We start from the raw sequence: 20,111 nt of genomic DNA on the forward strand, positions 1-20,111 counted from the left end.
TCTTCACGGGCTGCCAGTGCGCAGCCCGATTCAAGAACAAGTAAGTGAGGTTTGCATGAGCATTGTTGGCCATTTGATTAACGGCGAAGTGGTTCAGGGTACTGGCCGCAGCGTTGACGTATACAACCCATCCACCGGTGCTGTGACTAAGAAAGTCGCGCTGGCGGACCGCGCCACCATCCAGCAGGCCATCGACGTGGCCAAAGCTGCCTTCCCGGCTTGGCGTAACACGCCGCCTGCTAAGCGCGCGCAAATCATGTACCGTTTCAAGCAACTGCTTGAGCAGAACGAAGCGAAAATCTCCCAGCTGATCAGCGAAGAACACGGTAAAACTCTGGAAGATGCGGCTGGTGAACTGAAGCGCGGCATCGAGAACGTCGAGTTCGCCTGTGGCGCGCCGGAAATCCTCAAAGGCGACTACAGCCGTAACGTCGGCCCGAACATCGACGCCTGGACTGACCTGCAGCCGGTTGGCGTTGTTGCCGGTATCACCCCGTTCAACTTCCCGGCGATGGTGCCACTGTGGATGTACCCGCTGGCCATCGTTTGCGGTAACTGCTTCATCCTCAAGCCGTCCGAGCGTGACCCAAGCTCCACCCTGTTTATCGCTCAACTGCTGCTGGAAGCCGGTCTGCCGAAGGGCGTAATGACCGTGATCAACGGCGACAAAGAAGCGGTAGACGCGCTGATCGAAGCCCCGGAAGTTAAAGCCCTGAGCTTCGTAGGTTCGACCCCGATTGCTGAATACATCTACAGCGAAGGCACCAAGCGCGGTAAGCGCGTACAGGCTCTGGGCGGCGCGAAAAACCACGCCGTACTGATGCCGGATGCCGACCTGAACAACGCCGTCAGCGCACTGATGGGCGCAGCGTACGGTTCCTGCGGCGAGCGCTGCATGGCCATCTCCGTAGCCGTTTGCGTAGGCGATCAGATCGCTGACGCGCTGGTAGAAAAACTGGTTCCGCAGATCAAAGCCCTGAAAATCGGTGCTGGCACTTCCTGCGGTCTGGACATGGGCCCGCTGGTGACCGCTGCTGCCCGTGACAAAGTTAAAGGCTACATCGACGCTGGTGTAGAGCAGGGCGCTGAGCTGGTTGTAGACGGCCGCAGCCTGGTGGTTGAAGGTCACGAAAACGGCTTCTTCGTCGGCGGCACGCTGTTCGACAAAGTCACCCCGGAAATGACCATCTACACCGATGAAATCTTCGGCCCGGTACTGTGCATCGTGCGCGTCGGCAGCCTGGAAGAGGCGATGAAGCTGATCAACGATCACGAATACGGCAACGGCACCTGCATCTTCACCCGCGACGGTGAAGCGGCTCGCCTCTTCGTAGACGAAATCGAAGTGGGCATGGTCGGCGTTAACGTACCGCTGCCTGTACCGGTCAGCTACCACAGCTTCGGCGGCTGGAAGCGCTCTCTGTTCGGCGACCTGCACGCATACGGCCCGGACGGCGTACGCTTCTACACCAAGAAGAAAGCTGTCACTCAGCGTTGGCCGCAGCGCGCCAGCCACGAGGCTGCGCAGTTCGCCTTCCCGAGCAACGGTTAAGGCCTATGCGTCCAATGCAGCGTCGCACTTCGGCTCAGCACTGCCATACTCAATCGGGCCACTCGGCCCGGTTGCTGGCTGCCTGCACGAGTACGAACGCGTTCGCTGCGCTGGAACGCTTTGTACGCACGATTTAATGAAAGGGCTGGTCGCAAGACCGGCCCTTTTTTTGCAGTAGATTTTGCAACACCGATAACAAAAACAGCCGCGCGGGCGCGGCGCTGGTGCAGAGGCTAAACGCCTCTGTGCCCCTTGCGGGAACGGGCTCTCAGAGTGCCCGTCACGCTGCTGAGACCGCTCCCTCAAGGGCAGCCCACTTCAATCAACAGAACCCGACTCCGGGCGGCCACCGGCCACCGCAGCGGTTCTTAGAAGAGGACACCCTTGAAATGAGTAAACCAATGATTGGCCTTCCCCTGTGTCGCTGGCAGCTGACCGACCGTGATATCGGTTGGTTTCACCTGGTTGGCGAGAAGTACATACAGGCAGTGACCGGTTATGGTGCGTTTCCCCTGATGATTCCCGCCTTTGGCGATGATCTGGACATGGAAACCGTGCTCGACAATGTTGATGGCATCATGTTCGGCGGCTCCCTGTCGAACGTGCATCCTAGCTGGTACGGCGACGACCACCCCGGCCTCGGCCTTGCCGACAAACCCCGCGACGCCACCGTGCTGCGCCTGATGCGCGCCTGCATTGACCGCGGCATTCCCTTTATCGGCATCTGCCGTGGCGTACAGGAACTCAACGTCCTGCACGGCGGCACCCTGCACCGCGAAGTCCACGAAGTCCCCGGCCGCCTCGACCACCGCGAGCGCAAAGGCGTACCGGACGACGTCGCCTACGGCCCAATGCACGACGTCACCCTGACCGAAGGCGGCGTGCTGCATAACCTGATCGGCGAACGCGTGGTTAAGGTCAACTCCCTCCACGGCCAAGGCATCGACCGCCTGGGTGAAGGCCTGCAAATCGAAGCCGTTGCTGAGGACGGCCAGATCGAAGCGGTTAGCGTAATCGGCGCGAAAAACTTCGCCGTCGGCGTGCAATGGCACCCGGAATATCGCTATTGGGATAAGAGCGACTACAACGCGCTGCTGCAGGCGTTTCATGATGCATGCAGTGAGTATCAGGCTAAGAAGAAGCAGAAGAAGGTTGCTGCGGAAGTGGTTTGATCGGGTTTGATAGCTGAATGAAAACGCCCGCCAATTTGACGGGCGTTTCTATTCCTTATTATAAATCGCTCCAAGTCTGATTTGCGGTTTGGAGTTTGAGGAATGTCCGTATGCTAATACTTAATTGAGTTAATGATCTGAGGTCACAGTTCTTGGCGATTCTGTAAGTGAATGAGTCAAGAGATATGGCGCCAAGTGAGTATTTAGACTTTATGTAGCTGAAAACCAATCCGAGTAAGAACTTACCACTTACCAGTTCGTGTATAGAATACTGGTCGGGCAGTTTTAGTCGAAAGTCACTCTGTATGTCTGTGAGTTTTGGGTGTCTTTTTAATTCTAGTGCTTTATTAAGTACTTCTTGTTCGTATTCATTGATCTTGCCTTTGTCCAATATCCAGCGCTTTTTGGTCTCAGTAAAGTGGTCGCACTTTTTACTGCAATTTTTAAGGCCGAGTTCAAGCTTTTGGACGCAGTAAAATAATTTGAATAGATGTATTAGGTTGTGGTTATTGATTATTTCGTCAATGTTTATTGAGCTTTCTATGTCGTTGATTTTTGCTTTCGGGTAAGTCTCAATTATTACTTTTGCAATGGCTGGTTCGTCAATTAAATAGTTTTCAATGCAGTATCTGTCTAAGTAGAAAATATTGCTCTTTGTGTGCTTCTTGTTAAGAAGATCGTCGAAATCTTTGTCTAATACGTAAATGGATTGGGAGGATCTTTCGGAATTTTCTTCTGCGCTGGCGTGTTTTAATACAGAGGATTTTCCTTGTAAAGGGAAGACTCTTGCCATCTTAATGTCAGGAAGTATTTTTCTTATTATTTCGTCGTAAAGGTTTTCTTGGTCTTCGTCTTCGAAGTAGAAAAATACCTCGTTGAAATCAGTATAGAATATGTCTAGGGCTGCTGCGCCATCCACCCCCCTGGCGGGGATGTATTGTAAGTCAACATCAGCTTGCATTTTTTTGCCCCCTAACTGGGATGCAGTATTTTTTATATTTTCCGACGATATCTGGTGAGTGCGAGGCTATTATTATTTGAGTGTTTTTTGGGCAGACTTTTAGCAGTGACTCCATGAATTCGTATTGCCACTTTGGATGAAGTGAAAGTTCTGGTTCGTCAACGATAAAAATTCCATTCTTTTGTGCTACAAAGGCAATGAAGGTGAATAATATAAGTATCTGTCTCTCACCTGAAGAAAGGTAGTCTATGGATCTATTTTCATTTTCATGAATAAACTTGAATACTAGTCTTCCAGAGTTGTCATCAAAATCTATCTGTTTTCCACTGTCGTTAAGGAAGCTGTTTACAGCGCTTAGGTAGTCTTGGATGGCTTTATAAGCTTTAGAGTTTTCAGTTTCGTAGTCATTGAAGGCTTTAGCTAATATTTCAATTTGACGATATTGTGATATTAGAAAGTTAATAATGTAGCTGTCTTTGCTGGTGCTTATGTCTGTTCTTTTTGCTAGCATCTTTGATGATGAGAAATAAGTTTGGACTACTGGTTCAATTTCTTCGGCTTTAAATGCGGTTGAGAGATATCTGGTTACCTTGTTTTCAAGGTTCTTAATATCTTTCGGTGTCATCGGTGTTAGTGGTGAGTCAAATATTTTGTCTGGTGTTTGGAGGGCAGACATTATAATATCTAGTTTTAGTTTTTCGTCGTTTTTTATTTGTGCTGAACGGTATTCTGAATATTTTAAGGCGGTTACTTCTTTTATTCTGCTTAGTGGGGTTTTCTTTTTTAGTGTGCGTTGCTTATTGTTTTTCGCATTTTCAAAGTATATAACATCGTCTGATTCTGCTGTAAGTGTTCTGTCTAGTGTGATCGTTGTTGGGGTGTTTAAAGATTTTAGAAAGTTCCATAGGTCGAACTCATGTTTTTCTGGAGATAAATTTCCATAATAGATTTCCGCCTCTTCAATGTCTGAGTTTCTCGGGGTGTGGATGAGGTCAATGATTAACGGTGTTGGGGTAAATTTGCTGTTGTGTAACGAGAGTTGTACTTTAGATGTGTCTTTAATGGATCTTAGGGTGTAGAGCTCTTTGTTTGTAGTAAAGGTTATCGATATTTCACGATAGTCGACAGTGGCTAATTTTTGTAGATTAGGCTTTAGTAGCCAGTCTATTGTGTTTAGTAAGCTAGTTTTTCCGCATCCGTTTATTCCTACTAATAGATTTATATTTTCATTTAGATCTATATCGAGGTTTATGCCGTTGTGAAGGTTTACTGTTTTAAGTTTGAGTATTTTCATTTTTGTATTTCTGGTTTAAAACTTATTGATGTTTTGAGGTTCGATTTCTAAATTCAGTACGTAGATACCGTCTTGATGGTGGTGGTAAAGCCTCCGTTTTTGCGGTTGCGGACGGCGAGGACTCGGCCGCCTGTGGCGGTTACGCCTTGTTGCTGCATTTCGAACTGGCCGTTGCGGGCTTTAATCAGCTCTGAGAGCTTGGCGTAGCCGTAGAGGCGGGCGTCGAAGTCGGGTTTGAGTTTTCGAATGTTTACGCCCAGAGCTGACAATGTGGTCCAGCCGTCTTCGTCGGAGATGTCGTCGATGACTTTGGCGATCAGTGCAGTGGGCGCTTTGGGTGGTTTTGCGGCGGCGGTTTCTGTTGCAGGCGCTTCGCTGGCGGGGACACTGGTGACTTCGGGCTCTTCGCTGATTTGTTCTTTGCGCAGCAGTTCGCTGTAGATAAAGGTGTCGCAAGCACTAATAAACGGCTTGGGCGTTTTCTGTTCGCCCACGCCGATCACCTCTAAACCTTCTTCCCGAATCCGCGCTGCCAACCGGGTAAAGTCGCTGTCGCTGGAGACCAGGCAGAAGCCTTCAAAACGGTGGGTGTAGAGCAGGTCCATGGCGTCGATGATCATGGAGCTGTCGGTGGCATTTTTGCCGGTGGTGTAGGCGAATTGCTGGATGGGCTGGATAGAGTGTTCCAGCAGTACTTTCTTCCAACTGCCGAGTTGCGGGCCGGTCCAGTCGCCGTAGATGCGTTTAACGCTGGCGACGCCGTATTTGGCGATCTCTTCAAACAGGCCTTCGACAATCGCGGCGGAGGCGTTGTCGGCATCTATCAGTACGGCTAGGTGTTTTTGTTGTTTATTCAGACCGCTTTTGACTGCCATATATTTTCCCTTGGCTTTTGTCCCCCGACCTTATCGCGAAAAATGGGCGATATGCCATCATATTTTCGTACGATTGTTCTCCATTGATGCTGTGATTACCTGAACCTAAACGGGCTTTAATTCACGGCGTGGTCTGTGGCGCATGCGGTTTTTCTGTGGAGAAAGGCTTTGTGAGCAGACAGCGCTGGTTGGGCAACGAGCGAGCCTGCGTTGGGTGGATCGGGGCGCGTAGCTGGCGTTTTTTCATCCACCAAATTTGCGAATACAACTCTGGTCTATGCAGTTTTCGCACTGGCCAATGGTGGATGACTTCGCTCATCCACCCTACGGTTTGGTGTCAGGCCACCGTTTTGCGGTTGCGGATGGAGAGGGCTCTGCTGTCTAGGGTGGTCATGCGCTGTTGCTGTTCAAACTGGCTATTACGCGACTTGATCAGGCCGGAGTAGAGACGGCGGGTTGTGCCGAACTTGTAGATACTCGCGGCTGAAACCGCTCCTACCAAGTGGCGCGTGTTCGGTGTGGGAACGGCTTAAACCGTGAAATGGCGGGGATTTGCGGTAGGCGTGTAGGGCGGGGGGGCTAGCTGGCGTTGGCTACGGCGGATGGCTTCGGCCACCCACCGTATGCGTCGTGATCAGTAGTTCTTCAGGGCGATTTCTTTCGCGTCGACCGGGTCGAGCATCCATTCCAGGTTGCCCTGACCAAAGCCAGCGCCTTCCGGCACCATAAAGTAGCCGCCTACGCCATTGACGCCGGAGTCTTCGCCATTGGCGCAGTCACCGAATTTGTCCCAGCCCCAGACGTGTGCTTTTTCGTCTTCATAGTCGGCGAAGTAATAGGTGTCGCTGGTGCACATGAACTCGCCGCTCGGGTCGCAGTCATCGTGGTAGACGCGCAATCCGTAGTTCAGCCTTTCCAGGCGCGGTTGGGCGTTGCTGTGTTCGCGGGTGCTGCATACGTTGACTGACAGTTGCACGAGTTTGCCTGGGTGTTCTTCCAGAAATTTGTACAACGCATCGGCATCGGCGCGGGTGTTGATCTCCACTTCGAAGCTGTCGATTTTATTTTTTTGCAGGTTCAGGGCATCGGGAAAAAAGATGGCGACTACGCCGACAATACTGGCGAAGACACCAAACAGGGATCCAATGGTTACGGCCAACTTCTTCATGGCGTTCTCTTTATTGAGTGTTTTCAGATTCTGTTCTGTACGGCCACAGAACATTCGGACTGACCGCGCTCGTTCGGTGCAGTAGCGGCGAGATGATGGCATATCTGTTCAGAAAAACAGAACAAAACGGAAGGTCTTGTTGGTGCGCTGACGCAGCCTTTGCTCAATCAGCCGTCTGGCGTATGTCACTTGCAGTGAAAGTTTTTTTCACCGTTTGATTGAAATTTTTTACAGCGCTCACGGTCGGATGACCTATCGGTCACGTCCGACCAGTCGTCGTGGATCCCTGCACGGCTGCCTGATGGTGTCGCCCACGAAGCGCGCCATGAATACCCAATAACAACAAAGGGTTGTTTTAATGTCGAAAGTCGTTCTCGCGTCTGAGCTGCCTAAAAAAGGCAACGATGCCTCTCTTGCTCCAGGTCTTAAATCCCGCCACGTCACCATGCTCTCTATCGCCGGTGTAATCGGTGCCGGTCTGTTTGTCGGCTCCGGGCATGCCATTGCGGCGGCGGGGCCTTCGGTGCTGCTGGCGTATCTGATCGCTGGCACGCTGGTGGTGCTGGTGATGCGCATGCTCGGCGAAATGGCGGTGGCTTCGCCGGATACCGGCTCCTTCTCAACCTATGCAGATCGCTCCATCGGCCGCTGGGCCGGGTTTACCATCGGCTGGTTGTACTGGTGGTTTTGGGTGCTGGTGATTCCGCTGGAAGCCATCGCCGCTGCGGCCATTCTCAACGCCTGGTTCCCGGCGATTGATACCTGGATATTTGCCCTGGCTGTGACCTTTTTACTGACGGTTACCAATCTGTTTAGCGTGGCCCGTTACGGTGAGTTCGAATTTTGGTTTGCGCTGCTCAAGGTGATCGCGATCATTGCGTTTATCGCCTTGGGCGCGTTTGCGATGGCGGGTGGTCTGCCGGACCGTGAAGTCAGCGGTTTGTCGAATCTCATGGCCAGCTTTGGTGGGTTCTTCCCTAATGGCTACGCGGCTGTAATCGGCGCACTCCTAACGACCATGTTCAGCTTTATGGGCACGGAGATTGTGACCATTGCAGCGGCTGAGTCGAAAGACCCGGCCAAGCAGATCACCCGTGCGACCAACTCGGTGATCTGGCGGATTGCGCTGTTCTATCTGGTGTCGATCTTTATCGTGATTTCCATCGTGCCGTGGAACGATCCGATGCTGACTCAGGTCGGTTCTTACCAGCGTGCACTGGAGTTGCTGAACATTCCGCATGCCAAGCTGATTGTGGATTTGGTGGTGTTGGTGGCGGTTGCCAGCTGCCTGAACTCGGCGATTTACACGTCTTCTCGCATGGTGTTCTCGCTGGCAAAACGTGGTGACGCACCTGCTGTACTCAAGCGCACTAATGAAGCCCATGTGCCGCGCGCGGCGGTGTTGGCCAGTACGGCGGTGGGCTTTCTGACTACGATCGCCAACTACTTTGCGCCGGGCGAGGTGTTCTCTTTCCTGCTGGCGACTTCCGGCGCGGTGGCGCTGTTGGTGTATTTGGTGATCGCGATTGCTCAGCTGCGTATGCGTAAGCAACTGTTGGCCAGCGGTAAGCCGATTGAGTTCCGCATGTGGCTGTACCCGTGGCTGACCTGGGCGGTGATCATTTTCATCGTGGTGGCGCTGGGGATCATGCTGACCATGCCTGCGCATCAGAATGAAGTGATGGCGACCGGCTTGCTGACGGTGTTGATCGTCTGCATCGGCCTGCTTAATGCGCGGCGTAAGCGCCGTCTCGAAGAGGGTTTCGAGGCTGTAACAGCGCAATAGTTTGTGTCGAGCATCCGTGAGGTATTTCACGGCTGAAACCGCCCCTACAGTGCGCATTGCGTGATCCTGTAGGAGCGGTTTCAGCCGCGAATTGCGTCAAGGTATCAACGCGCGCTTAACACCTTTTGCAGCAGGCATTGCACGGTATCCACTTCACCCACATACGGGTTGCCATGGCCCATCACGCAGCCGACTTGCTGGTTACGCCAGCGCTCCCATTCAGTTACCGGGTATTGGCGGTTCCACGCTTCGTACGTGCGGCGGTCGCGGTTGGACAGGCGCAGGCGGTAGTGATCGGACATATATAAATAGATGCGTGCCGCCGCTCCGCGAGTGTGCTCCGGCGGCATGGCGGTTTTTGCGGAGAAATCCACCACCATCTTGCAGGCACCGTATTGGCTGGGCTTTTGGCTAAGCATGCCGAGGGCGAAGTTGGAGCGGTCGCTGTTCACTTCGCCAATGCTGGGTACCAGGTTGTGCAGATCGGCTTCGGCGGCCTGATAGGTTTTGTCATTGCGCGAGCAATTGTTGCGGCCACCGTTTTTCCAGCATTGGCGCTGATGACCGATCACCCAGGCTGGTACCACGTGCTCCCATTCCAGGCGGCGGGCGCGTTCTGGTTGTTTACGGGGTTGGTAGCCGCAGCTGGCCAGGTCGATCTGATTCCCTCTGAAGCGGCAACCGCAATAAAAGGTGGTGGGCTGGGCTGCGTAGATTTGCCGGGCAATTTGTTTGGCAGTGATCATGTTTTCAGGGGGATTGGCCAGCAGGCCCTGGCCGAAGAACAGCGTGGTGAAAAGTAGTGCAGAGGACATTGAGCGATCTGTAACAAAAACGGCCGGCCATCATACTGTGATTGCTGTCACTGATTGACGGTGAGGCTGTATCAAATTGAGTTTGTTTCAGTTTTTTCCCCTGGATCAGGAAAAAAACTCAACTTTTTGCCGCGAGTGCTGTCTGCCAATTACTAAAGGGATTTAACAGGTGGCGGTAAGTCGTTGGGATTTATTGACCTTTTTTGGTTAAAAATTGGTCAAAGTTGGTTTGTTTTTGCTAGCGTTATCTCACAACACCGCAGCGGATGACCTCCACTGATGAGTACTGTGCAGCGATTGGAACGGATGAAAGATCGCAACGGTGGGCCTTGGGGCCTGGCCGCGATGGCGCAGTTCGGCTGTTTTTTACCGCTTCTGGCACTGATCCTGTTCGCTACCAGCGGCTGCTCAACCCGCCAGGATCATAAAACCATCATCTCCAACAGCGCTTCGGCCAAGCCCAGCGAGTTCTTTCAGACTCACGCTGACCGTATGGCCACCATCGGTATGCGCAACAACCTCAACAGCTTGTATCGCCTGATGGACAAGCTGTACCTGCGTAACCCGCGGGAATGGCGCAAGACCGGCTTGCCAGATGCCGAGGCGGCTAAGGCGGCGGTGCACCGAGCTATTGAAAGCGATCAGCCGCTGCCGCAGTTGGGCGGGCGCAAGGATATCGCGGCGTTGAGTTATGCCCTGAGTGCTGAGTATCAGGGGGATCGTGTCGGTGCCTTTATTTATTCGTTGGCGAGTATGTTGATTACGGCTCACGGCGGGCGCACTGAGTACTACATGAGCGATACGATCAACCCGGAGTTTGTCCACAACGCTGCGCGTAACATTGAAATCGCTGGTTGGATGCTGGCGCAGCGCACAGATGCCGAAGGCAAGCCCTGGCTGCTGTCTAACGAAATCTCCGCTGATGGGCGCAACCTCAGTTATGCGGTGGAGTTCGGCAAGATCGTCGCGCGACTTGATCTGCTCACCGATGTATTGGATGAGCGCTATCGCCGTCTGGGCGTGAACTACGCGCAAAGCCTGTTGTTTATGAACCTGCTGCCGGTGCAGTAGGTGACCTGTCAGACGCCTCAGTCCAGGCTCTGATAAAACCGTTCAAGCATTCCTGTTTTACGCAGCCGTTCCAGGGCGGCTGAAAACACTTGTGCGCGTTGGTAGTCCCCTTTGTGGAAGGCAACAAAGCGTGGCATGACCACCAGTGGTTTGGGCAGCACGCGGACCTGATCCTGTGCCTTCTTCTGTTTTAGCCAGTACAACAGTTGGGATTGATCCCCGACGATCATGTCGATGCGTCCTGCCAGCAGCATTGAAACCAGTTGTTGCGGGGTGTTGGCGTGGGTGTTGCGGGAGAGTTCGGCTTTGTCGTAGTCGGCCTGGTAGGTGTAACCCCGGACTTGGCCGATGGTGTAGGGCGTCAGATCGGCGAAGGTTTTCCAGTCTGGCAGCTCGACATGCCGGGCTGCAACGAAGACGGTGCGGCCATAGCGGATGGGGCCGACAAGTTCGTATTGCTTGCGGCGCTCTGGGGTGTCGGCGAAGGGGAAGGCGGCGGTGGCTTTGCCGTTGTTGAGCAGATTTTTGAGCCGCTCCCAAGGGTAGAGGTGCAGCTTATAGGTGACTTGAGCTTCGTTGAGAACGGCTTTTACCAGCTCGACGTCGTGGCCTTGCGGTTGCAGGTTGTCTGGTGACATAAAACTGTAAGGAGCGAACTGTTCATCCCCCAGCACTTTCCACTCTTCGGCAGAAATTCCGAAGGACATCAACAGCAGCAGATACCACACTGCACTACGCATACAACACCATGGAATGGAGAATGGGGAAGTGGGACGTGTTACGTGTTGAGTATTTTTGAACAGGTTTTATCACACCTTGGTGTTAGGTGTAATAGCAATACAATGGCTGTCTGGCGGGGCGAATATATGACCGCAGTTTTTGCGCCGGTTGGGCTGATTTGCGGCGTGCGCTTGGCTGTGGAACTTATCCCAGACGCTCAATAAAGCGGTCAACAGCGGCGATCATGTCTTCGTAGGACGTGGAGTTCATGACAAACACGACAAAGCCTTCAATATCCTGTTTCTTCAGTTGAAAGCTGATGTGAATCAGCAGTACCACGTGGTTTTGCACCCGCGAACCGAGGACTTTTCGCGTATCTCCGGCATCCACCGAGGCAATGCTGCACTCGAACGGCGTGTTGGTGATTTCTGAGAGCGAGGCCAGGCAGGCGTTGAGCACGACGTTGCCGACCTCCATCAGGGCATCGCGCTGAAACTGCCCGAGCTCGGTGCCCGGTGGAATTTCGCCGATGATGCCTTTGATGATGTCCAGGCTTTTGTCTTCCGGGAAGATCAGCAGGGCGTTGCCGGAGAAGCGGCCGTTGAAGGGCTGGCGGATGCAATACATGGATTTGCTGCGCCGCCCGAGATGGTCTGTGACTTCACTGACTGTCACAAAGTGCACTTCCGGGACATTGAGCAGCACTTCGTCCTGCAGCATTTCACTCATTACGGCCGCAGCATGGCCGATGCCGATGTTAAACATCTCGCATAGCACGTCGGTCTGAAGGGTCGAAAGCTTATGCATCTCAGTGCCCCAGCGCGCGCAGAAGCGCAGGCCCCTTGTCAGCGGTGATGGGTTTGGCCATGAAGCTCAAGCCTTGCTCCTGAATCTTGTTCTGGATGGCGGACTGAATGTTGGCCGTGAGCATAACGATTTTGATCCCAGGGTGTTCCTGCAAAATCTGCGTGGCGGCGTCCAGGCCGCTGATGCCAGGCATGTTCAGGTCCATGGTGATGAGGTCTATGGCGTGTTGGCGGCAGCTCTCAATCGCCCCTTCGCCGTTGCTGGCCTCATAAATGGTCCAGTTGGGATGCAGGTTGGCAATGATGCTTTTAGTCATCATGCGCGACACCATACTGTCGTCGACAATCAGCACATTTTTAGTCATGAAACTCAGCTCTCCACGCGGTTACGACCAGCCTGCTTGGCCCTGTACAGGGCTTTGTCAGCTTTGATCAGTAGCAGTTCGAGGGTCTCGGTTGTAAGCGGATCAAACACAGCGGTGCCGATGGACAGCGTCATGCCGAAGGTCTCGGTTTCACTGCTGATGGTGGTTTGGGCGACGGCCAGACGCAGCCGTTCGGCGCTGTCCAGGGCTTGCTGCATATCGGTGTGGGGCAGCAGTACGGCAAACTCTTCGCCACCCATGCGGCCAATGATGTCGGCGTCGCGCAGGTTGGTGCGGAGAATATCGCTGAGCATGCAGATGGCCAAATCACCGGCGGCGTGACCGTAGGTGTCATTGATGTGTTTGAAGTGGTCGATGTCCAGCATCAGCAGGCAGCAGGAGTGGTTGTAGCGCTTGCAACTGTCGATGATTTTCTCGCCCGCGCGGTAGAACGCCCTGCGGTTGTAAAGCTGAGTCATGGCATCGGTGTTGGCTTGCGCTTCAAGCAGGCTCATTAGCTTGCGGTGTTCGCTGACATCAAAGGCCCACAGCAGGTGAGCCAGCTTGCCTTCAATTTCCACCAGTTTCGCGGACAGGGAGCTCCAGTAGGGGTTGTCCGGCATGATCTGCGCTTCCAGGTTGTCGACGCGGCCATAGAGATCCAGCTCATCGAGAAACTGCTCACCCACGGCGCGATCCACCAGTAGCGTTTTCAGGAACAGGGTGTCCGGTGGTGTGTGGCGACCCATGCGGTCGAGCAGGGTTTTGTTGATAAACATCACCTCGCCTGTGTCGGCACCGACCAGCGCGGCTTCGCTGGGGCTGGCATCCAGAATAAAGCGCAGCAATTCTTTGCTTTCAGCCAACTGCCGGGTGCGTCGCTCGACTCTGGATTCGAGGCGTTTGTTGACCAGCTCCAGGTGTTTGGACATGCGCTTAGCGGCCTGCCGGTCAAGGATCAGCTTCATCACCAGTATGGCGATACCGATCAGCAGGGCAGCCAGGATCCAGTTGAGCGTGGCCAGGCGGTCGTGTTGGTTGACGCGAATTTTGTCCTGCTCGATGGAGCTGGCGATGTGCACGGCCAGCACCGCGTTGCGGAGTCCATGCACAAGGAGGCCGACATTTTCCGAGATGTCCAGGGCCGTCTGTTGAGGATCAGCCGTGTTGGCCAGTTGGTAGCTCCACTGATCAATCTGCATCCTGAGTTTTTCCAGGATGTGTTTGGATTCAGGCAGGCTGTGCAACAGGCTACTCGCGGAGTCTTTGTCGGAGTCTTCCTCCATCAACAGGCTGGCCAGTACTTCCAGGCGTACAGCCAGTGCCTCGTAGGTTTCAGGGTTCTTGTTCCTCACGCTGCTGAGCGCCAAGTGGTCGAGGTTATGCACCTCAAGGGCGATGTTGGTGATCTTCCAGCGGTCGGTGCTCTGGTGCGGATGTGACAGCGCGTGCATTTCCAACTGGGCAATACGCAGGGCTACCAGGGTGAAGATGATCATCAGGATGACCGCTACCACCAGCCCCTCGGTCAGCCAGCTTCCGCGCAGCCAGTTCCTGAGCTTGCGCAGCGGCGAGTACTTATTCAATGTGGATTTCATGGATCTGCCAGACTGACCGGTTTATGTAGATCTGCTGGTTCAGCTCGCGGGATTGATCAAACGGATAAATCAGAATGAACGGTCCTTTGTCGCGGATTGTCAGGTTCTGGCCGTCGCGTCGGTAGGCCAGTAGCGGGTCGAAGCGCTCAATGTCGGTCATTGGGATCTGCGCGAAGTAGCCATTCAGAGCCATCAGGCGCAGAGAGGTGCTCTGACGGCCACTGAGTTTGAGTAACTCGCGCAGGCTGATGCCCTGCCAATGGTGCTCGCCGGGTATACCCAGCGGTGTTGGGAGCTCCTGGATGAGCTCGCGTTGGGGCAGGGCATCCAGTTGGCTGAGGTCAAGCTTGAGGCTGTGGTGTTGGGTTTGTGCATCCTGCCAGTTGAGGCTGAGCAGGCTTTTGCTACGCATAGCAGGGGCTGGGCTCTCAGTGGCGTTGGCCGGGCAGAGAGCGACAACCATTAGGGCTGCGCTCAACGCGCGAGCCAGGTATCCGGGTCTCATGAATAATGCGGCCTCATATCGTTGCGCTGTAGGTACAGGTGTGTCGGCTTTTGTTGTTCTTTGAAGCACGATAATTCCGTTTTGGTGATGCCGTTCCAAGTGAGGCTACTTGAAGGTTAGCGCAGATATGTATGACCGCTAGTCCAGTTTGAGAGCACGCGTATTGATGTTTTTTTTTAACAGCATCGATTTGAGGGGTTAGTTTTCTTGTGGGCATAAAAAAGCCCCGGCAAACCGGGGCTTTGAGCGTTGCTGTGCGGGGCGTCAGACTTTACGCACGAACTCGGACTTGAGCTTCATGGCGCCGATGCCATCGATCTTGCAGTCGATGTCGTGGTCACCGTCAACCAGTCGGATGCCTTTGACCTTGGTGCCGACTTTGACCACCAGCGAAGAGCCTTTGACCTTGAGGTCTTTGATCACAGTGATGGTGTCGCCATCCTGCAGAACGTTGCCTACGGAGTCTTTGATGACTTTGACGTCGTCGCCAGCATCGGCGCTTTCAGTGGCCGACCACTCGTGTGCGCACTCCGGGCAGATCAGCTGGGTGCCGTCTTCATAGGTGTATTCGGAGTTGCATTTGGGGCAAGGCGGCAAAGTGCTCACTGTTTAGTCCTTGGTTATTCCGGTGAAAAAGGCCGCATATTGTATAAGGTTTTGCCCGGTTTGGCCCGCAACCGGGGCCAAGCCTTAGCGGGCCGGGGTTTGCGGCCAGTCCAGCTGCCCCTTTTCCTTGAATCTGACACTGCCAAGCAGGCCGCCGCTAAGCTTGCCGCTGAGTTCATAAGGCAGGCCTTTTTGCAGGGTCGGGTTGTTACTCACTGCCCAGGCTTGGCGCAATGCGGAATAGGCCGAGAGGGTCAGCGGGATTCGCACCAGGGTTTCGCCATAGCGGGGCACTTCGCCACTCTGATCAGTGACGCCGCTTAGCAGCGGCTGGTTGTTCACTTTCAAATCCAGCGCCAGGCCGTTGAAGCTGATGGCGCGGTCATTCGGGTTTTGCACCCGCAACGTCACGGCAAAACGCATTTCCAGCCCTTCGCCGGGCAGTGGCTCCACATTAACCAGCTGGACACGTGGCGGATCGCTGGGCATCAGCGTGCTACAGGCACTGAGCAGGCCCAGCAGCGTTAACAGGCACAGGCGGAGCAACGAACGGGGGAGCAGAAAAGGCATAGTCAGGTTCCGTTTTTAGCGTTCAGTCAGCATAGAAGACAGCACGAGGTTGCCAATGTTGCCTTAGCCCAAGCTGAGTGTGTGAGCGCGTGTGTTGGTGTCTGATTCGCTGAGTGCTGATGGCTGACCTATAGTTTTTTGCACACAAATAAAACTGCATGTCCGTGCAGAAAAGGGGCGAGGTGGCTGACATGGTCGTTATCCACAAACAGGACGATGCAGACGCTGCCTGTTTTGAGCTGTCCGGCGAGTTGACAGTGGCGTGTGCCGGGACATTGCACGATGAGCTGTTGCGTCTGCTTGAGACACATCCCCGCTTGCGTCTGGATCTGAGCCAGGTTGCCGAACTCGACAGCAGTGCTGTTCAGATTCTGCTGTGGGCTCAGCGTGAGGCCGCGTGCCGAGACAGCACATTACTCTTAGAGAGTTTTGCGCCAGCGGTTACGGAGGTCGTGCAGTTGCTCAACCTCAAGCGCGTTCTGGTCGACTCGGGTGTTTCGGTATGAATCTGGATCAGGCCCGCGCAGTGGTGGTGCAGGAGGCCCGCGAGTTGCTGGCGGAGATGGATGCAGCGTTGCTCCACCTGGAACACAGCGGCTTTGAGGCCGAGCAGGTTAATGCGGTGTTCCGGGCTGTGCACACGATTAAAGGCTCGGCCGGGCTGTTTGCGCTGGATCATCTGGTGAGCTTCTGCCACACCTTGGAAAGCGTGCTGGAGCAGGTGCGGGCGGGGGACACCGAGCTGGACGGTGCTTTGCTGTCGGTGCTGCTGACTTGCGGTGATTACATCGCCGGAATGATCACGGAAGTCGAGCAGGGCCGCGAACATCACGATCCGGACCCGGATTTGCGGGTGCGTTTACTCGATCAGTTGAGCGGATATTTACAGGCAGCAGCGGCTGAGCCGCATGTACAGCCGGCCGCAGCTGAGCCTCAGCACCAGACCGAGGTGTTGGGCAGCCCGTACTGGCATATTTCTTTGCGGCCATTTCCGCAGGTGCTGAGCCTGGGGCTGGAGCCGATTTCGTTTCTGCGCTACCTCAGCGCTGTCGGGCGGATTGTCCAACTGCGCACCCTGACTCATGGCATTCCAAGTGGTGCGGCGTTTGATCCGCAGCTGAATTATCTCAGCTATGAAATTCAATTCGAGTGTGAGGCCGGGCAGGCGGCGATTGAGGATGTCTTCACATTTCTGCTTGAGCACTGCGAGCTGAACATCCTGCCGCCGCACAGCCCGCCTGAAGCCTATACGCAATTGTTCCGTGACTTGCCTGAGGGGCGTGCCGAGTTGCTGGAAATGCTCATTGCCTGTGGTGCGTTGGCTGAGGTGGACCAAGCGCTGTTGGTACCCGTCGGGGCTGATGAGCGGGACGCCGTTGCGGATAAGACCGAGAGTACAGCGGCCCCGAAAAGCAAAGGCGAGCAGCTGTTTATCAAAGTTGAAGTCAGCAAGTTGGATCAGCTGATTAATCTGGTCGGTGAGTTGGTAATAGCCGATGCGGCTGCCCGCGCCGCTCAGCACGGCAGTGAGCAGACTCGACAGGAAGCCAGCGAGGTGGTGACCACGCTGGTGGAGGATATCCGCGATGTGTCGCTGGCGCTGCGTATGGTCGCCATTGGTGAGGTGTTCCAGCGTTTTCCCAGAGTGGTGCGTGATCTCAGCCGGGAGATGGGCAAGGACATCGAACTGCACATCACTGGTGCAGAGACTGAGCTGGATAAATCCATGGTGGAGAAGCTCAGCGATCCGCTGCTGCATTTAGTGCGTAACGCCATCGATCATGGTGTCGAGTCGGCCCATGAGCGCCTGGCGGCCGGTAAGCCTGCGCGCAGCCAACTGCGCCTGAATGCCTTTCATGAGTCAGGCAGCGTGGTTATTGAGATCAGTGACGATGGCCGTGGTCTGGACCGTGCGCGCATCCATGCCAAAGCTGTGGAGCGGGGCTTGCTTCAGCCCGATCAGGAGGTCAGCGACAGCGACCTGTTTGAGCTGATCTTCCGCGCTGGGTTTTCCACCGCCGAAGCTGTCAGCAACCTCTCCGGGCGCGGCGTTGGTCTGGATGTAGTACGCACCAATATCGAAAAGCTGCGTGGCGAAGTCGAACTGTTCAGCCGCGCCGGGCAGGGCACCACGGTGCGGGTTCGGTTGCCGCTGACTCTGGCCATTATCGAAGGCTTCCAGGTGCGGGTGGCTGGCGAGGCATTTGTCCTGCCGTTGGAGCAGGTTATCGAATGTGTCGACCTGAGCGGCCAGGTTGGCGATCACGAGTTGCTCGACTTGCGCGGCGAAGCCCTGCCGTTTGTGCGCCTGCGTCAGTTGTTTGGCAAGCCGGCGGCGCAGGGCCTGCGTGAAAGCCTGCTGGTGGTGCAATACGGCAGCAGCCGTGCGGGCATTGTGGTGGATCAACTGATGGGTGAGCTGCAAGCGGTGATCAAGCCGCTGGGCCAGCTGTTTGCGCAAAACGCCTTTCTCAGCGGCTCAACTATTCTGGGTGATGGCAGCGTGGCGCTGATTCTGGATGTGGCTCAACTGATCAAGCGGGCCAGTGCGTCCGCGTACACCTGGCATTCGGAACACGCCGGGTAACACGCTCAAAACAGGAGAAGGCTATGTTCGACAATTTGAAAGTGGCAACCCGGCTGATCTTACTTGCCGGCGTGTTGATCCTGTTTATGGTGCTGATCGGTGTGCTCGGCATTTCCGGCATGCGCACCGCCAATGAGGGCCTGCACACGGTCTACAGCGATCGCGTGGTGCCGCTGCGCGATCTGAAGGTGATTGCCGATAACTACGCCGTGAAGATTGTGGATATCAGCCACAAGGTGCAGATCGGCTCGTACAGCTGGGATGAGGGCGTGCGCAATCTGACCCAGGCTGAGGCGGTGATTGATGAAAGCTGGGAGCGTTACACCGAGACACGTCTGTCCGCCCATGAGCAGCAACTGGTGGATGAGGTAAAACCCCTGAAGGATCAGGCACGGGAAGCCACCAGCCGTCTTCGGCGGATATTTGATGACAAGGATGAAGAGGCCCTGCGGATCTTTATTCGTGATGAGCTGTATCAGGTGATCGACCCGGTTTCGGCAGGCTTTAACCGCTTGGTCGATGTGCAGTTGGAGGTGGCGAAAACCGTTTACGACCAGACCGAGCAGCGCTACCACTGGCTGTTGCAAGTATCAGTAGGGGCGATGCTGCTGAGCGTGCTGATAGCGCTGGTGCTGGGCTTTATGATCACCCGCAGCTTGCTCCGGCAATTGGGTGGCGAACCATTTGTGGCAATGGAGTCGTTGCAGCGCGTGGCCGCTGGCGACCTGACTCAGGACATGCAGCTGCGCAACGGCGATCAGTCCAGCATGCTGTTCAGCCTGCAGCAGATGGTGCTCAAGCTGCGCACCATCATGGCCGATGTGCGCATGACCTCGGATTCACTCGCATCAGCTTCTGAGCAAGTGGCGGCATCGGCTCAGGCCCTGAGCCAGAATGCTTCCGAGCAGGCCGCCAGTGTGGAGGAGACCAGTTCCTCGGTGGAGCAGATTTCTGCCATGGTGGCGCAGAACAGTGAGAACGCCACCACAACGGATCGCATTGCCAGTCAGTCTTCTAAAGATGCGGTGGAAGGCGGCGCGGCGGTTTCGGAAATGGTCAGTGCCATGCGCCAGATCGCCAGCCGGATCGGCATTATTGATGACATCGCCTATCAGACCAACCTGCTGGCCTTAAACGCCGCAATTGAAGCGGCCCGCGCCGGTGATCACGGCAAAGGCTTTGCCGTAGTGGCGGCAGAGGTGCGCAAGCTGGCCGAGCGCAGCCAGGTGGCGGCCCAGGAGATTGGCGCGGTTGCGGCAGACAGCGTGACCCTTGCTGAGCGCGCCGGAAAGCTGTTGGAACAAATGGTGCCGTCCATTGGCAAAACGGCCGACCTGGTACAGGAAATCTCCGCGGCATCGCGGGAGCAGAACTCAGGGCTTGAGCAGATCAATATGGCGGTGGGGCAGCTGGCGCAAATCACCCAGGTTAATGCGTCGGCGTCAGAAGAGCTGTCGTCCACGGCTGAGCAAATGAGCAGTCAAGCTATGCAGCTGCAGGAGATGATCCAGTTCTTCCAGCTCAATAGCAGCACCGCACGACAGCGCTTTATGGCACCGGCAGCCACACCCCACAAAGGCCTGAGCCGCCGCGAGGTGACACGGGCGGTGATTGAAGAGCCGATTGACGAATCCACCTTTACCCGTTTCTAGGATGCGCG

At 55.0% G+C, this 20,111-nt stretch carries 19 protein-coding genes and 1 pseudogene; 8 read left to right on the forward strand and 12 right to left on the reverse strand.

What is annotated here, in order from left to right:
* Window positions 1-55 precede the first annotated feature (55 nt).
* Together AO726_RS16935 and AO726_RS16940 are read left to right on the forward strand one after the other, a co-directional pair.
* Complete coding sequence (locus tag AO726_RS16935; RefSeq protein WP_058069288.1) at window positions 56-1,552, forward strand: CoA-acylating methylmalonate-semialdehyde dehydrogenase; 1,497 nt, start codon at window positions 56-58, stop codon at window positions 1,550-1,552.
* A 389-nt stretch (window positions 1,553-1,941) separates the two neighbouring features.
* The gene (locus tag AO726_RS16940) at window positions 1,942-2,724 is read left to right on the forward strand and encodes a gamma-glutamyl-gamma-aminobutyrate hydrolase family protein (protein ID WP_058069289.1); all 783 of its coding nucleotides are present in this window, start codon (window positions 1,942-1,944) and stop codon (window positions 2,722-2,724) included.
* 58 nt (window positions 2,725-2,782) lie between these two features.
* On the opposite strand, the gene AO726_RS16945 is transcribed toward AO726_RS16940, so the two are convergent.
* The 4 genes from AO726_RS16945 to AO726_RS16960 all read right to left on the reverse strand — a co-directional run bounded on the left by AO726_RS16945 (window position 2,783) and on the right by AO726_RS16960 (window position 7,022).
* A complete protein-coding gene (locus AO726_RS16945; RefSeq protein ID WP_058069290.1) occupies window positions 2,783-3,685 on the reverse strand; it encodes a DUF4435 domain-containing protein in 903 nt (300 codons plus the stop codon).
* Window positions 3,675-4,979, reverse strand: coding sequence for an ATP-binding protein (locus AO726_RS16950; RefSeq protein WP_058069291.1), 1,305 nt, complete (start codon window positions 4,977-4,979; stop codon window positions 3,675-3,677). Before AO726_RS16950 ends, AO726_RS16945 begins: the two co-directional genes overlap by 11 nt.
* 53 nt (window positions 4,980-5,032) lie before the next feature.
* Window positions 5,033-5,854 carry an NYN domain-containing protein gene (locus tag AO726_RS16955; protein ID WP_058069292.1) on the reverse strand — a complete coding sequence of 274 codons (822 nt, stop codon included), beginning with the start codon at window positions 5,852-5,854 and terminating at the stop codon, window positions 5,033-5,035.
* 634 nt (window positions 5,855-6,488) lie between these two features.
* On the reverse strand, window positions 6,489-7,022 hold the full coding sequence (locus tag AO726_RS16960; protein ID WP_058069293.1) for a hypothetical protein: 534 nt from the start codon (window positions 7,020-7,022) through the stop codon (window positions 6,489-6,491).
* 358 nt (window positions 7,023-7,380) lie between these two features.
* Here AO726_RS16960 and gabP point away from each other — a divergent pair, with 358 nt between their 5' ends.
* Complete coding sequence (gene gabP, locus AO726_RS16965) at window positions 7,381-8,808, forward strand: GABA permease (RefSeq protein ID WP_058069294.1); 1,428 nt, start codon at window positions 7,381-7,383, stop codon at window positions 8,806-8,808.
* A gap of 104 nt (window positions 8,809-8,912) precedes the next feature.
* Here gabP and AO726_RS16970 read toward each other — a convergent pair whose 3' ends face one another.
* A complete protein-coding gene (locus tag AO726_RS16970; RefSeq protein ID WP_058069295.1) occupies window positions 8,913-9,623 on the reverse strand; it encodes an endonuclease in 711 nt (236 codons plus the stop codon).
* Window positions 9,624-9,929: 306 nt separating this feature from the next.
* Here AO726_RS16970 and AO726_RS16975 point away from each other — a divergent pair, with 306 nt between their 5' ends.
* Entirely contained in the window at window positions 9,930-10,694 is a 765-nt protein-coding gene (locus AO726_RS16975) for a hypothetical protein (protein ID WP_446737432.1), read from the forward strand.
* A 17-nt stretch (window positions 10,695-10,711) separates the two neighbouring features.
* Here AO726_RS16975 and AO726_RS16980 read toward each other — a convergent pair whose 3' ends face one another.
* The 7 genes from AO726_RS16980 to AO726_RS17010 all read right to left on the reverse strand — a co-directional run bounded on the left by AO726_RS16980 (window position 10,712) and on the right by AO726_RS17010 (window position 15,864).
* On the reverse strand, window positions 10,712-11,434 hold the full coding sequence (locus AO726_RS16980) for a substrate-binding periplasmic protein (RefSeq protein WP_058069296.1): 723 nt from the start codon (window positions 11,432-11,434) through the stop codon (window positions 10,712-10,714).
* 184 nt (window positions 11,435-11,618) lie between these two features.
* Window positions 11,619-12,221 carry a chemotaxis protein CheC gene (locus AO726_RS16985; RefSeq protein WP_058069297.1) on the reverse strand — a complete coding sequence of 201 codons (603 nt, stop codon included), beginning with the start codon at window positions 12,219-12,221 and terminating at the stop codon, window positions 11,619-11,621.
* 1 nt (window position 12,222) lies between these two features.
* Window positions 12,223-12,585, reverse strand: coding sequence for a response regulator transcription factor (locus AO726_RS16990; protein ID WP_058069298.1), 363 nt, complete (start codon window positions 12,583-12,585; stop codon window positions 12,223-12,225).
* 5 nt (window positions 12,586-12,590) lie between these two features.
* Window positions 12,591-14,183, reverse strand: a complete 1,593-nt coding sequence (locus AO726_RS16995) for a GGDEF domain-containing protein (RefSeq protein ID WP_082629174.1) — start codon at window positions 14,181-14,183, stop codon at window positions 12,591-12,593.
* The gene (locus AO726_RS17000; protein WP_058069300.1) at window positions 14,164-14,646 is read right to left on the reverse strand and encodes a molybdopterin-dependent oxidoreductase; all 483 of its coding nucleotides are present in this window, start codon (window positions 14,644-14,646) and stop codon (window positions 14,164-14,166) included. The genes AO726_RS16995 and AO726_RS17000 overlap by 20 nt, the downstream gene beginning before the upstream one ends.
* Before the next feature lie 306 nt (window positions 14,647-14,952).
* The gene (locus AO726_RS17005) at window positions 14,953-15,294 is read right to left on the reverse strand and encodes a zinc ribbon domain-containing protein YjdM (RefSeq protein WP_058069301.1); all 342 of its coding nucleotides are present in this window, start codon (window positions 15,292-15,294) and stop codon (window positions 14,953-14,955) included.
* An 84-nt stretch (window positions 15,295-15,378) separates the two neighbouring features.
* A complete protein-coding gene (locus tag AO726_RS17010) occupies window positions 15,379-15,864 on the reverse strand; it encodes an LEA type 2 family protein (protein WP_058069302.1) in 486 nt (161 codons plus the stop codon).
* 191 nt (window positions 15,865-16,055) lie between these two features.
* On the opposite strand from AO726_RS17010, the gene AO726_RS17015 reads away from it, so the two are divergent.
* The 4 genes and pseudogenes from AO726_RS17015 to AO726_RS21650 all read left to right on the forward strand — a co-directional run bounded on the left by AO726_RS17015 (window position 16,056) and on the right by AO726_RS21650 (window position 20,103).
* Window positions 16,056-16,370, forward strand: a complete 315-nt coding sequence (locus tag AO726_RS17015) for an STAS domain-containing protein (RefSeq protein ID WP_058069303.1) — start codon at window positions 16,056-16,058, stop codon at window positions 16,368-16,370.
* On the forward strand, window positions 16,367-18,451 hold the full coding sequence (locus AO726_RS17020; protein ID WP_058069304.1) for a chemotaxis protein CheA: 2,085 nt from the start codon (window positions 16,367-16,369) through the stop codon (window positions 18,449-18,451). Before AO726_RS17015 ends, AO726_RS17020 begins: the two co-directional genes overlap by 4 nt.
* A 23-nt stretch (window positions 18,452-18,474) precedes the next feature.
* A pseudogene (locus AO726_RS21645) lies at window positions 18,475-19,011 on the forward strand (MCP four helix bundle domain-containing protein); the annotation flags it as partial.
* A gap of 42 nt (window positions 19,012-19,053) precedes the next feature.
* Entirely contained in the window at window positions 19,054-20,103 is a 1,050-nt protein-coding gene (locus AO726_RS21650) for a methyl-accepting chemotaxis protein (protein WP_446737433.1), read from the forward strand.
* Window positions 20,104-20,111 lie beyond the last annotated feature (8 nt).

This window comes from Pseudomonas sp. TTU2014-080ASC, assembly GCF_001446935.1.
Lineage (GTDB): Bacteria > Pseudomonadota > Gammaproteobacteria > Pseudomonadales > Pseudomonadaceae > Aquipseudomonas.

What these genes read in the sequence shown, in the direction of transcription:
- AO726_RS16935 (WP_058069288.1), top strand. Translation starts at nt 56, where the DNA reads ATGAGCATTGTTGGCCATTTGATTAACGGCGAAGTGGTTCAGGGTACT.
- AO726_RS16940 (WP_058069289.1), top strand. Translation starts at nt 1,942, where the DNA reads ATGAGTAAACCAATGATTGGCCTTCCCCTGTGTCGCTGGCAGCTGACC.
- AO726_RS16945 (WP_058069290.1), bottom strand. Translation starts at nt 3,685, where the DNA reads ATGCAAGCTGATGTTGACTTACAATACATCCCCGCCAGGGGGGTGGAT.
- AO726_RS16950 (WP_058069291.1), bottom strand. Translation starts at nt 4,979, where the DNA reads ATGAAAATACTCAAACTTAAAACAGTAAACCTTCACAACGGCATAAAC.
- AO726_RS16955 (WP_058069292.1), bottom strand. Translation starts at nt 5,854, where the DNA reads ATGGCAGTCAAAAGCGGTCTGAATAAACAACAAAAACACCTAGCCGTA.
- AO726_RS16960 (WP_058069293.1), bottom strand. Translation starts at nt 7,022, where the DNA reads ATGAAGAAGTTGGCCGTAACCATTGGATCCCTGTTTGGTGTCTTCGCC.
- gabP (WP_058069294.1), top strand. Translation starts at nt 7,381, where the DNA reads ATGTCGAAAGTCGTTCTCGCGTCTGAGCTGCCTAAAAAAGGCAACGAT.
- AO726_RS16970 (WP_058069295.1), bottom strand. Translation starts at nt 9,623, where the DNA reads ATGTCCTCTGCACTACTTTTCACCACGCTGTTCTTCGGCCAGGGCCTG.
- AO726_RS16975 (WP_446737432.1), top strand. Translation starts at nt 9,930, where the DNA reads ATGAAAGATCGCAACGGTGGGCCTTGGGGCCTGGCCGCGATGGCGCAG.
- AO726_RS16980 (WP_058069296.1), bottom strand. Translation starts at nt 11,434, where the DNA reads ATGCGTAGTGCAGTGTGGTATCTGCTGCTGTTGATGTCCTTCGGAATT.
- AO726_RS16985 (WP_058069297.1), bottom strand. Translation starts at nt 12,221, where the DNA reads ATGCATAAGCTTTCGACCCTTCAGACCGACGTGCTATGCGAGATGTTT.
- AO726_RS16990 (WP_058069298.1), bottom strand. Translation starts at nt 12,585, where the DNA reads ATGACTAAAAATGTGCTGATTGTCGACGACAGTATGGTGTCGCGCATG.
- AO726_RS16995 (WP_082629174.1), bottom strand. Translation starts at nt 14,183, where the DNA reads ATGAAATCCACATTGAATAAGTACTCGCCGCTGCGCAAGCTCAGGAAC.
- AO726_RS17000 (WP_058069300.1), bottom strand. Translation starts at nt 14,646, where the DNA reads ATGGTTGTCGCTCTCTGCCCGGCCAACGCCACTGAGAGCCCAGCCCCT.
- AO726_RS17010 (WP_058069302.1), bottom strand. Translation starts at nt 15,864, where the DNA reads ATGCCTTTTCTGCTCCCCCGTTCGTTGCTCCGCCTGTGCCTGTTAACG.
- AO726_RS17015 (WP_058069303.1), top strand. Translation starts at nt 16,056, where the DNA reads ATGGTCGTTATCCACAAACAGGACGATGCAGACGCTGCCTGTTTTGAG.
- AO726_RS17020 (WP_058069304.1), top strand. Translation starts at nt 16,367, where the DNA reads ATGAATCTGGATCAGGCCCGCGCAGTGGTGGTGCAGGAGGCCCGCGAG.
- AO726_RS21650 (WP_446737433.1), top strand. Translation starts at nt 19,054, where the DNA reads ATGCTGCTGAGCGTGCTGATAGCGCTGGTGCTGGGCTTTATGATCACC.